General features: G+C 56.2%; 11 protein-coding genes. 4 read left to right on the top strand and 7 right to left on the bottom strand.

Annotated elements, in window-relative coordinates; all coding sequences use genetic code 11:
* Nucleotides 1–43: 43 nt before the first annotated feature.
* Both AC1DPR_RS26910 and AC1DPR_RS26905 read left to right on the top strand, forming a co-directional pair.
* Complete coding sequence (locus AC1DPR_RS26910) at nt 44–724, top strand: TetR/AcrR family transcriptional regulator (RefSeq protein ID WP_169684160.1); 681 nt, start codon at nt 44–46, stop codon at nt 722–724.
* A 94-nt stretch (nt 725–818) separates the two neighbouring features.
* Entirely contained in the window at nt 819–1,556 is a 738-nt protein-coding gene (locus AC1DPR_RS26905; protein ID WP_477817546.1) for an SDR family oxidoreductase, read from the top strand.
* Between the two features lie 293 nt (nt 1,557–1,849).
* On the opposite strand, the gene AC1DPR_RS26900 is transcribed toward AC1DPR_RS26905, so the two are convergent.
* From AC1DPR_RS26900 to AC1DPR_RS26875, 6 genes are all read right to left on the bottom strand, one after another.
* A complete protein-coding gene (locus tag AC1DPR_RS26900; RefSeq protein ID WP_169684157.1) occupies nt 1,850–2,158 on the bottom strand; it encodes a DUF1330 domain-containing protein in 309 nt (102 codons plus the stop codon).
* Between the two features lie 148 nt (nt 2,159–2,306).
* Nucleotides 2,307–3,086: an enoyl-CoA hydratase/isomerase family protein gene (locus AC1DPR_RS26895; protein WP_169684155.1), complete on the bottom strand. Its 780-nt coding sequence runs from the start codon at nt 3,084–3,086 to the stop codon at nt 2,307–2,309.
* 130 nt (nt 3,087–3,216) lie between these two features.
* Nucleotides 3,217–4,380: an ABC transporter substrate-binding protein gene (locus AC1DPR_RS26890; RefSeq protein ID WP_477817545.1), complete on the bottom strand. Its 1,164-nt coding sequence runs from the start codon at nt 4,378–4,380 to the stop codon at nt 3,217–3,219.
* Between the two features lie 64 nt (nt 4,381–4,444).
* The gene (locus AC1DPR_RS26885) at nt 4,445–6,004 is read right to left on the bottom strand and encodes an AMP-binding protein (RefSeq protein ID WP_477817544.1); all 1,560 of its coding nucleotides are present in this window, start codon (nt 6,002–6,004) and stop codon (nt 4,445–4,447) included.
* Between the two features lie 222 nt (nt 6,005–6,226).
* Nucleotides 6,227–7,270 (bottom strand): AraC family transcriptional regulator, encoded by a 1,044-nt coding sequence (locus tag AC1DPR_RS26880; RefSeq protein ID WP_169684151.1) that lies wholly within the window; start codon nt 7,268–7,270, stop codon nt 6,227–6,229.
* Nucleotides 7,271–7,720: 450 nt separating this feature from the next.
* Complete coding sequence (locus AC1DPR_RS26875; RefSeq protein ID WP_477817543.1) at nt 7,721–9,010, bottom strand: epoxide hydrolase family protein; 1,290 nt, start codon at nt 9,008–9,010, stop codon at nt 7,721–7,723.
* A gap of 691 nt (nt 9,011–9,701) precedes the next feature.
* Here AC1DPR_RS26875 and AC1DPR_RS26870 point away from each other — a divergent pair.
* A complete protein-coding gene (locus AC1DPR_RS26870) occupies nt 9,702–9,959 on the top strand; it encodes a PepSY domain-containing protein (RefSeq protein WP_169684148.1) in 258 nt (85 codons plus the stop codon).
* Between the two features lie 32 nt (nt 9,960–9,991).
* A complete protein-coding gene (locus AC1DPR_RS26865) occupies nt 9,992–12,370 on the top strand; it encodes a putative bifunctional diguanylate cyclase/phosphodiesterase (RefSeq protein WP_477817542.1) in 2,379 nt (792 codons plus the stop codon).
* 136 nt (nt 12,371–12,506) lie between these two features.
* On the opposite strand, the gene AC1DPR_RS26860 is transcribed toward AC1DPR_RS26865, so the two are convergent.
* The coding region (locus tag AC1DPR_RS26860; RefSeq protein WP_477817541.1) for an alpha/beta hydrolase at nt 12,507–12,881 on the bottom strand (375 nt) is incomplete at its 5' end.

The raw sequence follows: 12,881 nt of genomic DNA, 5'->3' as shown, positions 1-12,881 counted from the left end.
GTTGCCACTGATACGATGGTGACGGTCTAGGCAAGGTGAAGAGATGGCGGACGAACAAAAGCCCGAATTCCTAAGGGCTCGCAGCGAGGAACAAAGAGCGGCGCGACGCACAGTTATCCTGCGTGCGGCACGTGAATTGCTGGAGGGTGGACCCGTCAGCGAGGTCAGCCTCAGAGAGCTCAGTCGGAAAGTTGACCTCTCCAAAACGAACGTCGTTCGCTACTTTGAGACACGCGAGGCGGTTTTCTTCGCTTTGTTAAACCGGGAGCTCGAAGAGTGGCTCGCTGGCCTGAGAGATGAACTGGCGAATGAGTTCTCCTCAAGAGCCGTGCAACCGACCGAACTCGCGCATGCCCTTGCCACAGCAATCGGTAGACGCCCGATTATCTGCAAGCTCTGGAGTGCGTTGGGTGGAGAGCTAGAAAGTAATATCAGCCCCGACGCCGTGCGAGCATTCAAGCTTGAACACGCGGAACGCCAGGACAAACTGGGAGAAATTATAGCTGAATCGCTGCCTGCGTTAGGGGCAAGGAATGCACGAGAACTTGTATCGACGATTGTCATTCTGGTAGCCGGCCTCTGGCCGTTCGCTAACCCGTCTGCATCGGTTCTTGAGGCGCTAAATTGCCCGGCACTTTCGGAATCGAGAGTCGATTTCGTTCAACGACTTTCGCGGCTCATCTACATTTCTACGATGGGAATTCTCGAGTCCTCTCGCGGATAGCCGCAGCACCATCCATGTTCGTCCTCTCTAATTCAACAGCTCAAGCTTGTTGGCACTGGAAAATCATGTCTCTGTTCAAGAAGGGAATTTCTGAATGCATCACAAGAAAATTGCCCTCGTCACAGGCGCGAACAAAGGCCTTGGAAGAGAAGTTGCCCGCCAACTCGCCGAGCAAGGCCTAAAAGTATTGATCGGCAGCAGGAACAGCGCCTCGGGGGAAGCAACGGCTGAAGAGCTTCGCAAGGAAGGTCATGAAGCCTACGCCCTGCAGATTGATGTGACTAGCGAGCCTAGCGTGGAAGCGGCGGCAAATTGGGTGAACGATACGTTCGGTCGCTTGGATGTTCTGATCGCGAATGCCGGCATCCTTAGGCGTGTTGCTACGTTCGAAACCACAGCGGCAGACATGTTTGAGACCTATGACACAAACGTCTTTGGTATGGTGCGTACCGTTCACCGAATGCTCCCCCTCTTACAGAAGTCGCAACATCCACGCATTGTGACAGTCGCGAGCACGACTGCATCACAAACGCTTTGCGGCGATCCAACAACGCTGTTTGGTCAATCCGATACGATACTTGCCTACGCCTCTTCAAAGGCGGCTGTTAATATGCTGACGGTTCAGTACGCGAACGCTTTCGCTCGGAGCGCCGCTCATGCTCATGTTAAGATCAACGCCGCTACGCCGGGCCATATAGCGACCGATCTCAATGGACATCAAGGCACAAGGACCGCCGGCCAGGGGGCAACGGTCGTCGTGAAGTTAGCTACTCTTGATGATGATGGCCCGAGCGGCGGGTTCTACAACGAAGATGGCCCGCTACCGCGTTGAAGGTTAGGAAGCGATTGGACCGGAGAAACCCCAACCGGTAACACTATGGCGGCCTGCGTCGTTGTGGCGAGCTTGCTGCACGCATTCTTACGGGGAATTGTTGTAAAAGACGTCAGGGCGGCAAACTTCAGCTGAACGTTTGCCGCCCTGGTCAGAGAAGTACTATCTGAATATCGGTGGTCAAATGCTGGAGCGGTTGCCGTCGACGTTGGCAAGACGAGCAGCCAGCATCGCCGCCACGTAGAGGCAGCACAATGTCCTGACGGATGCGTCGCGAGTACAGTCGGCTTTGCCTATAGGGCTCCCGCGAAGCGGTCGCCTCCCTCCACAATTACCAATTCGCTACGGCCAGCGGCCTGACGCACTGCCGCTGCCGCCTGGTATTTTGTTGAGTTATACAATTCCAAGGCAACATCCATCGAAGGAAACTTCCAGATGAAGTAGTGCTCGAACTTCGAAGCACCTTCGAGCTCCGCAAATTTCCCACCACGAGCGACGATCTCGTAGGGGTACTCTTTCTCGAGGCCATGAATAAGCTCAGCGTAGCGCTCGATTTTTTGCATATCGTGGAATGTTCCTCGTGCGATCCAATATGCAGCCATTTTCACCCCTATCATCAACGTGACTCTTTGCCGTAAATGATAGCCCCTTCGAGATTTGGGTTCATTGATCCAATGACTGTTTTTTGTGATCGGACCTCCGAGATGGGATATACGAAATGGGAGAAGACGCGCGGTAGATGCCGTCCTACTACCTGCCCTTGAAAACGGGACGCCGCTTCTCTTCGAATGCCTTTAAACCCTCGGCGAAATCCTCAGTTTCGAATATCCGCTGTGCACTTTCGAACGCGTCCGCTAATAGAGTTGCGGAATCTCCCGACCCCGCCTTCCGCAGCAGTGCTTTGGCCGCAGTTAAGGCCAGCGGCTGCTTGGAAGCAATTTTCTGAGCAATTTCCTGTACCGCATCCATAAGGTCCGCTCGCGGAACCACTCGGTTGACAAAGCCCGCCTCAGCCATGTCTCGCGCAGTCCAAAGGTCACCGGTAAAGAGCAACTCCGCGACCTTCTTGCCCGGCATCATCAGCGGTGCAAGGACGGCAGAAACGGGCCCGAACCCAACGAAATTTGCGTGACCGTCTCCGATCATCGCGTCTTCGGCGGCAATGATCAGGTCAGCATAACAACCGAGCTCAAATCCACCGGCAACCGTGAGGCCGTTAACGGCCGCTATCACAGGATGAGGGAAATCCCGCAGCTTCCGGAACATCTCTGGCGCTAGGGTATAGAAGCGCTCCCTTAGGGATGGATCATGCTGCCACTGCCCGAGTTCCCGTATGTCTGCACCTACGCAGAACGCAGTGTCCGCACCCGTTATGACAAGCACTCGGACATCGGGATCACGTGCAGCATCAATCAATGCTGCATCAATCATCTCAATCATGGCCAGATTGATTGCATTCAGCGCACGCGGCCGGTTCATGCGAATAGTAACAACATGACCGCTTTTCATTGACTGAATGGGATTATCCATCTTGGTCTCCACCTCATTTCTTTCCATTTGGGCCGGGCCTCAAGCTGCACGGAAGTGAGCCGCCGGCTTACATACCGTTGCATGTGAGCCGGTGGTCACCAATCGAAGGCACCAACCCCTGTCGATCGATTCATTCACTCGTTGCCAAGGCCGGACATGGCTGTCCGGCAAGCTCACAAGCTGACCAAGGAAGCAATTTGAACTGGCCGCCCGAAATCCGAGTAATCGTTACGTCCTCGATTGAGAGACCGGAGTGATTTGTGGCGGTGAAAGCATAGCGCCCCTGAGGCGTCTGTACCTTTACTCGTTCGAGCGCATCTCGGATTGCGCTCGGGTCGCTGCTACCCGCATTATCTATCGCTGCCGCAATCAGTCTTACCGCAACGTATCCATCCAACGCGAATTGAGATGGTGCATGACCATATGCATTTCTGAAGGCTCCAACCATCTGGCTGGCCACAGATTTGACCTCACCTTCCGGCATATCTGCAGCCACAGCGGTTAGAGGTGCTGCCGCTATAATGCCATCGGCTCCGGCGCCAACTGAGTGAAGAAAGGCCGGTCCGACAATGCCGTGTGGCATCAGTACTGGCACAGTGCGGCTTGACTCCGCGTAGGCTTTTCCGAAAGCGATTGCGGGCGGGCCAGTTAACCAAGCCATGATGGCTTGTGGCTTGTTAGCATCGATTTTTTCCAGGAGAGTCGAGAAGTCCTGAGTATTGACGTGGACACTATGCTCTTCGACCAGCTCGATGCCGTATCTGGCCAACATCTCTTTTTGCGTCGCCCAGCCGGTTCTTCCGAAAAGGCTATCGGCGTCATAGATTGCGGTAACCCGTATAAATCCAGCCGCCTGCATGTATCGAAGCAGCTTCTCCCCAACAAGTCTACCAGTTAGAGGGGTCATAAAGACATAGGAGCGGACCGGAATAATCTGCGCTTCAGCCGCTCCGGTGGAAACGTAAGGGATTTGCGCGTCCTCAACAGACGGAATGACGGCTAGGCTGGCGTTCGAGAAAGATGTGCCAACCACAGCAGAAACACTCTGCGCCTTTAGCTCGGCGAAAGCCCGAACCGCGCTCTCTGGGTCGGTTCGATCGTCTGCCAAGCGAAGCTCGATCCGTCGCCCGCCGAGGACGCCTCCATTTTCGTTTATTTCCTTTACTGCAAGAGCCGCCCCTTGTTCGTTGTCTAGACCGCCGGGGTTGTTTCCCGTGCGGGAGACGAGCTGCCCGACTAGGACCGGTGCTTTTGTCGGGTCAACCTCATGTGCTAACAGCAATCCTGGAAGCATTATTGATCCTATTATCGTCAGTAGTGTTCTTCGCATTTCTTCCTCCTCCCGTTAAAGCGCGTACTTAGTTCACCATGCGCTCGCTCCCCGCCCAGTAGGCAGCGCGGATGGCTTTCTTATCTACTTTGCCGACGGAGGTCAGAGGTAGCCGCTCGACTACATCGACGCTTTTGGGCGTCTGGTGCGCACCTTTGCGCTCTTTGACCATTTCAACGATCGAAGCGACATCGATCTCAGCCCCCGGACGAGGCACAATCACGGCCTTAACTGCCTCACCCCACTTTGGGTCCGGCACGCCAATTACCGCTACCATGGAAATCTCTGGTCGAGATGAGATGACGTCCTCGATCTCTTTCGGGTACACATTGAACCCACCGGTTACGATCATATCCTTTTTCCGGTCCACAATGAAAAAGAAGCCTCGCTCGTCGCGCACGGCCAAGTCGCCGGTATGAAGCCAGTCGCCGTTGAGGGCTTCCTCTGTCTCCTCGGGCATTTCGTGATAGCCACGCATTACGCCTGGACCGCGAACACAAATCTCGCCGATTTCGCCTTGTCGAACCGGCTCATTGTGTTCGTTGAGGAGCTCCACACGCATGCCGATTACGCTCCGTCCGCACGACTTCAAGAGCTCCGGTTCCTTTACCGGGTCATGCTCGTCCTTGCGAAGCGTCGTCGCGAACGAAACGCATTCGGTCTGACCGTAAGCTTGCAGCAGCACCGGCCCAATGACTTCATGCGCTTCCGCGATACGACCAGGTGACATTGGCGAGCTACCGTACATGAGCGTATCGAGCGAGCTAAGATCGAAACGCTCGGGTCGCCCCCGGTCAAGCAGGTTGTAAAGCATTGTTGGGACGATGAAGCTCCAACTTACCCTCTCCCGCTCGACCGTCCAAAGCCACCTTTCGGGATCAAAGCCATCTTGCAGAACAACAGTCCCCCCACGCAGAAGTGTCGGTAGAATTGGGAGTATGCCAGCGTGGGATATCGGAGCGACGGCCAGGAACCGCGGACGGTCTGGCAGGCAGAGGGATGTGATGACGGTCTGCACCTGTTGAACAAGCGCCCTATCCGGTATTTCCACTCCCTTTGGTCGACCGGTTGTTCCACCGGTATACGCGACCCAATGAAAATCATCCGGATTGCTATACCGCCGGACCAAAGTTGCACTCAAGGCGTTCGCAGTGAGGGCAATCAAGTCCTCGGCATCGGATGAAGCACCCAGCGAAAATACGTTTCTGATCGTCGGCACTCGCTCCGCCAAAGCCTGCGCACGAGCCATGTAATCGGGATGCACAACCAGCGTCTCCACGCTAGCATGGGCGCAAATGTAAGCGTAGTCGTCGACCGCACCCAAAGGATGCAAACCACTGAAGCGAGCACCCATAAGAAATATCGCCGCCTGTACCATCCAAACTTCGGGGACGTTTGGACTTAGGACGGCTATCGCGCTAGCGGCACCGATGCCTCGTGCTGCAAACACCTGCATGAAGCGGCCTATCTGTCGCGCCGTCTCGCGGTACGTAATCCGTCGTTCGCCAAGCACAAACGCTTCTCGTTCTGGATAGCGGCTGAGCGCCTCCACGATCATGTCGCTGTAATTCACATCGGTCGCCAACATCGAGAATTTATGCCTCCCATCGCCTATGGAGCTCGGGGGTCTTAGTCGAGAAGGCTCACAGTCCCGCGTTCAAACGACGATCCTGTAGCGGCCTCTCCAAAAGCCCTCCCAGCTAATGGAAGCCACTCGCGTTTGCCGTATCTGGCAAACCAAAGGTGGCTCTGCGATAGAAGTAGCTGGGTTTGATGGGAGGATCTGTAGCCGGTTTACCGTCGTTTTTGATCAAACGTCCAGATTGATCCCCCACGCAGAACGACGAAACGCGCCAGGCGGTGAGCCACTCCACCTGTGGAAAGCGCGACTGAACGCAGCCTCCGACCCATAACCGGTCATCTCAGCAATCGATGCGAGGGGGAGCAGTCCATGATGCAAGAGATCCGCTGCACGCGTCATGCGGACCAACGTTACAAATTGTGCGGGCGCGGCATCTACTAAATGACGGAAGCGCTGCGCTAAAGCCGACCGCGACAGTCCCACCAGCGAAGACATCTGTTCCAACGTCCAGTCACCGCAAAGGTCAGCCTGAACTGCACCCACAATTTTCGAGAGGTACGGATCCCTGAGTGCCCGATGGAGTCCAGGCACAGCGTGCTTTCCATCGCTCAATGCTTCTATCAGAACCTTCACCAGAAATGCCTCAGCCAACCGCACGGCGGTGACTTGACCTGACAAACCTTCCGCTCCAAACGCTGCTATTTGTGGAAGGATCGCAGACACGAAGGTATCGTTCCTCTGTACAAATTCACGCAGATGAACGACCGGCGGCAGGCTTTGCAGTACGGGCGCCGGGCTCGCTGGATCAAAAAACATCCGCAATGCCGTTATCCCGGTCGAAATCTCGCCTGTGTCCGCCCGCGCATGAAAAAAGGGCGACGAGAACAAAAACTTCCATTTGGACTCGACATCATCAAGTCCCTTGAGCTGTTCGCGCAAAAGGCTCTCAAGCGGAACAGGAGGAATGTCATCCTCCTTGGCCAACAGGCACCGGACAGGCGTTGACAGAAGTAGTGCGTCACCGCGCTTCAGCTCGATAAGGTATCGAGGGTCAAGCGTCCCGCCGACGCAATGTCCCTCCGTTATAATGTACAAAATAATGCAAGCTTCAGGATGTGGAATTGAAGTAGCCCAACGCCCTGGCCCGACCGCAATATTGCTGGAAAGAACACCAGTTACCCTGACGGTGCTGAGTGTCTGAGCTAGCGGCTCCCCTCGTTGCATCCGCAGAGGATTGCCAATAACGGGATCAACATGAGCTTCTCTCTTCATCCGATATTGCGCTCGTACTTGGCCAGGCGATGCCCCATCGTCCTTGACGAACAAAGGGCATCAAATTCTTAGGTGAGCGTCGGAAGGTGATCAAGGGCGATCTGCGCCTTCCTACCAGCGACCAGCCCCACGATGGCCATCGCCACGCTCATGGCCAAGCATAGGACTAGAGGCGCGCTCCATCCGCCTGTAAGGTCATGGGGTATCCAACCATCGTTGGCCCTATAGCCGCTAACAGATACCCTACCCCTTGGAGTAAGCCAGAAAGCGAGGCAGCATCTGCTGCCTCGATTGTGCGAAGGCTAAGGAACGACAGGCAAGAATGGGCCACCACCCGCACCGAAGCCGAAGCCGAAGCCGAAGCCGAAGAAGAGGATCCACGCCACCGCGAGCGATCGCAAGCGACCTACCGGGGCTAGATGATGCCCGCCGCGAAGCGGCACCATCCAGCTAAGCTGAGCGCAGCGAGCGAAACGCTGCACGGACTTCCTTGGTGAACAAATCTGGAGCTTCCCAGGCGGCGAAGTGTCCGCCTTCGTCCACTTCGTTGAAGTAGACCAGGTTCGCAAATGCGCGTTCGGTCCAGGACTTGGGCGCTTGGAAGATTTCGCCTGGGAAGACGCTGACGGCTACTGGAACTGAGAGGATGGTGTCGAGAGCGTTGAAATTGTTCGTCTTGTCTTCCCAGTAGATCTGGGCGGCAGAGGTGCCTGTCTGCGTGAACCAATAGAGCGAAATATCATCCAACATTTCATCTTTAGTCAGAACTTTTTCAGGCTGCTTGTCGCTGTAGGTCCACGTGACGAATTTATCGTACATCCAAGCCGCCATGCCTACTGGCGTGTCGTCCAGCGAATACCCAATCGTCTGGGGACGCGTAACCATCATCTGCGCGTAGCCTGCGTTGTCTCTGTAAAACGCGGCGAGCTTATCGAAGGCGGCACGCTCCTTGGCGTCGAGGTCCGCGGGTGCCGGATCGCCAACCGCGAGAATGCGGACAATCTCCTTAGGAACGACTGCAGGCATATTGAGGTGAATTCCCAGCAAGCCCGGTACGTTCTGGTGAGCCATACGCTCGGAAATGACTGAGCCGCAATCGCCACCCTGCGAGACATATTTCTCGTAGCCTAGACGTTGCATCAGCGTTGCCCATGCGCGGCCGATATGATCAGATCCCCAACCCTTCACCGTCGGCTTCCCAGAAAAACCAAATCCCGGAATCGAAGGCACCACCAAGTGGAAAGCGTCTGCTTCAGTTCCACCATGCGCGGTTGGATTTGTCAGCGGGTCGATGACCTTGAGCATCTCGAGAACGGAACCTGGCCAACCATGCGTCATGATCAGCGGCAGCGCATTTTCGTGCTTCGAGCGGACATGGATGAAATGGATGTCCAGTCCATCGATTTCAGTGATGAACATAGGAAGCGAATTCAACTTCCCCTCGACCTTTCTCCAATCGTAATCGTTTGCCCAGTAGTCGACCAGGCCGCGCAAGCGATCGAGTTGGAGGCCCTGCGAGTCGTCGGCAACGTTTTCTTTGGCGGGCCACCGAGCAAACGCCAGGCGCTGTTTGAGTTCCTGGATCGCGCGGTCGGGGACATTTACTTTGAACGGACGAATTTCATCAGGTGCTCCTGCGGCAGCAAACGACATGGCAGGTTTAAACATTGTTGCTGCGCCAGCGATGGCCGCGGCTGCCATAAAACTGCGCCGGTTCATATCAATTGAAAAGGACGACATTGGAAAAACTCCGTCTTGGGGTTTCAAAAGGTACGCCCAAGATGAGCTCTTAGGATGTATCTCCCTTATGTTCCGGATAAGACTGAATTGTATCTCCAGATGTCATCTGCACCGGTCCGTACATTGTCTTACTTGATAGCGCGACGTTGAGAGGAAAGGCGCAAAAGCCGTTCGCGCAGGTGGTGCAAGCAAACCGAATATTCTGCACCACCTGACAGCAGACTGGCCCCCATTGCCTGCCTAGGAAAATTAATTCAGGCGATCTACGGCTGTTACATCAGCATCGGCACAGGAGCATCTGTGGCGAGCGGTCGGAGCGCTGTTTTGAGACCAGGACACTTGGTCCCTTCGCGCATGACAGTCGGGCACAGTGTGTCAGTCGACAAGTCTTGGACTTCAACGCAGACTTCAGCCGCTAGCCCACCGCCAATTCTAACAGCACCGCAAATATGGCACATCACCATGCCAGCGGAGGAGCCGTGTTCGGGCTCTCTATCCGCCCCGCACTCATAGCTGAACTTTGGTCGTCAACTTCATCCAGGCGGACATAGTCTGTTCAGCGTCGGCTCCGACAGCGAGGTGAGCCATGCGAACCCCTCGGCCACCGATGGTTATTCTAGGTAATACTGTAATTTAACGTTGGTTTTACTCATAACGCCCATAGTCGTCTGACCAATCGGAGGACGGGGTAGTGCGCATTCTTTTTACCGCAGCGTTTGCAAGCCTGGCATTTTCAGCCTGGGCGTCGCCGTTCTGCACAAAGGAGCCGGAAAGCGTCTGGCTTTCGGAGGCTGTGGTACGCGAAAGGGCCGTTGTCACGGGCAATTCTGTCGAAGTCTTCAAGAAGACCAAGGGCAATTGTTATGAGGTCTACGGTCGCAATGCGAAGGGAAAACGGGTGGAGATCTACTACCATCCCGTCACCGGCGAAATCGTTGAAGAGCATTGAGCGGCGGTAGAACCTTTCTCAGGGAATGGTCGATGTTCGAGATGATTTTCGCCAATAAGGGAAGCTTGCGTCTTGTCCTGTCGGTGAGCCTCCTCGCAGCGGTGGTTCCAGGCGCACTGTGCCTATCGCAACTTGCCGGTATCCGTGGCTACCTCGACGCCAACCGCGAGGCAGCCGAGCTTGCGACCCAAGCCCGGGATCTGCACTCGCGCGTCAGCGAAAGCATGTTCAACCTTGCCGCGGCTCCCCTGAACCTGTCCGAGGAGGAACGCAGCGAGATCTACAGCAAGACCGACAGGAACCTTGTGTCTCTGCAGCGTGAGGTGACGTCCGCCAAGAGCCTGACGAGCATATTTCTCAGCCCTCAGGAGGAGCAGGCGCTGACGGAGGCGGTGCAAGCGTTCAGCCATAGCTGGGACGAGGTCAAGGACGGCCTCGAGGAAGGCATGACCGAGGGGGAGAAGGCATATCATTTCCTTAACGTCTTCCAGCAAGCCGGAACGGCGGGCGACATCCTGAAGCGGCTGGAAGCCAGTGCCACCGGCAGGGCCCAGCAGACCGCCGCGGCTTCGAGCGCTGGGACAACCAATGTATTCTGGATGCTGACGGTTCTTTTCGTGGTCAGCGGCCTTGTCAGCACGCTCGCATTGATCGGCAACTATCGCTTCGCCGCTTCCCTGAAGGAAAGCCACGACGAACTCAAGCATGCGCTAGAAGGCCTCAAGCGTCGTGACCGTGACCTCCAGCAGCAGAACGACCGATTCAACGCTGCTCTGGAAAACATGTCGCAGGGCCTCACGATGTATGGCAAGGACGGTCGGCAGATCGTCTGCAACCAGCGCTTCGGCGACATCTACCAGTTGCCTGACGAGTTGATGCGCGTGGGCACTTCCTTCGATGACGTTATCAGCTACCAGGTTGCGCATGGTGCCCATATGGAGGGCGATAAGGGCTATGTTCTGCAAATGATGCAGCGTGGTCTCGCGGCCGGTGAGTTCTCGTCGATCGTGAACGCGGTGGATGGGCGGATCGTAAAGATCGTCAGTCGTCCGCTGGCCGGCGGCGGCTGGGTATCGACGCATGAGGATATCACCGAGCGGACGCGCGCCGAGGCTCGGATCGCGCATATGGCGCATCACGATGCTCTCACCGATTTGCCGAACCGTGTGCTTTTCCGCGACGTTCTGGACGCCACGCTGCTGGCTGTGGGCGAAAACCAGGCGGCCCATGTCCTGTTCCTGGATCTCGACCACTTCAAGTACGTCAATGACACGCTTGGTCACCCGATTGGCGACCAGCTTCTGAAGGCCGTCGCCAAGCGTCTCAGGGACGCAGTTGGCCCTCATGATACCGTGGCTCGGCTCGGCGGCGACGAATTCGCAATCATACAGCGTCACGCGACTCTTGGTGAAAACAGCTTGCTTGCGCAGCGCATCGTGACCGAGATCAGTGCCCCATTCGAGATTGACGGGCACCAGGTGGTCATCGGCACCAGCATCGGTATCGCAGCGGCGCCCGAAGATGGCGATGATCCGGACGTGCTGCTCAAGGCTGCAGATATGGCACTGTACCGGGCCAAGAATGAAGGGCGCGGCAACTATCAGTACTTCGAACAGGAGATGGACGCCAGGATGCAGGAGCGGCGAGCTCTGGGACTTGACCTGCGCAAGGCGCTCGGCAATGGCGAACTGGAAGTATACTACCAGCCACTGGTCAACCTGAAGGACAACCGCATTTCCGGTTTCGAGGCACTGTTGCGCTGGCATCATCCTGAGCGCGGCATGGTCTCGCCTGACGTGTTCATCCCGGTGGCTGAGGAGATCGGAATCATAGGGCGCATAGGCGCATGGGTATTGAAGCAGGCATGTTCTGACGCCATGGCATGGCCTGAAATGACGCGGGTGGCGGTCAACCTGTCTCCAGTGCAGTTCAAGAGCCCCGGTCTTGTTCTCGATGTGACTTCGGCACTCGCCGCGTCCGGGCTGTCGGCCCGGAGGCTGGAATTAGAAATCACCGAATCGGTCATGCTTCAGCATACGGACGAGGTGCTCTCGACACTGCATCAACTTCGCGCACTCGGCGTGCGTATATCGATGGACGACTTCGGCACCGGCTATTCATCGCTGAGCTATTTGAGAAAATTTCCGTTCGACAAGATCAAGATCGACCAGTCCTTCGTACGCGATGTCACCGATCGGCCGGATTCTTTGGCGATCGTCAAGGCGGTGGCGATGCTGAGTAGCAGCCTTGGAATGGACACCACGGTTGAAGGTGTCGAAACCGTCTACCAATTCAACATGCTGAAGGTGGAGGGCTGTACCGAGGTGCAGGGCTATCTGTTCAGCAAACCACGACCGGCAAGGGATATTCAGAAAATATTCGACGAGTTTGCAAGGGTGGCTGTGGCATAACTCAGCTTCCAATTCAGCGACCACCGTCGTCTCGTAGAGCGACGCAACCCTCATCATAGGGGTCAAGAAGATTGCAAAGAACGGCCTGAGCTGGACGCGAGCAATTTCTGGAGCAGTTGGCGATGCGCGGGAGCGCCTACTGGGTCAACTGCTGTGGTTTGAGATCACCTTGCAGGGTTTCGTCGACAGGGCGCCTCTTGGCCCGCCTCGGCTGTTCAAGCACCGTCACCGGCGCGGCGACAGCCGTGGCTGCGACGTTACCGATGGTCGTCACTGTTCCGCCGACAACAGCGGTAAGTCCCTGGCCGAGCGTGACGTTGGAATCCGTCAGCGTCTGACCGGTGACGATCCGCTGGCCAATTAGCTGAACGATTTCAGGACTTTCGGCGAACTTGCCGTGGTTCAGGCCTTCGCCTTTGACCTTGGTGAGATCGATGGCGGTAATGCCGGCGGCTTCGAGTTTCGAGCGATAGGGCTCAACGGTCGGATCGATCGCGCCCAAACGCGAGAC

This window comes from Rhizobium sp. 01T417 (assembly GCF_056398905.1).
This window is presented reverse-complemented; position numbering and strand designations above follow the sequence as displayed.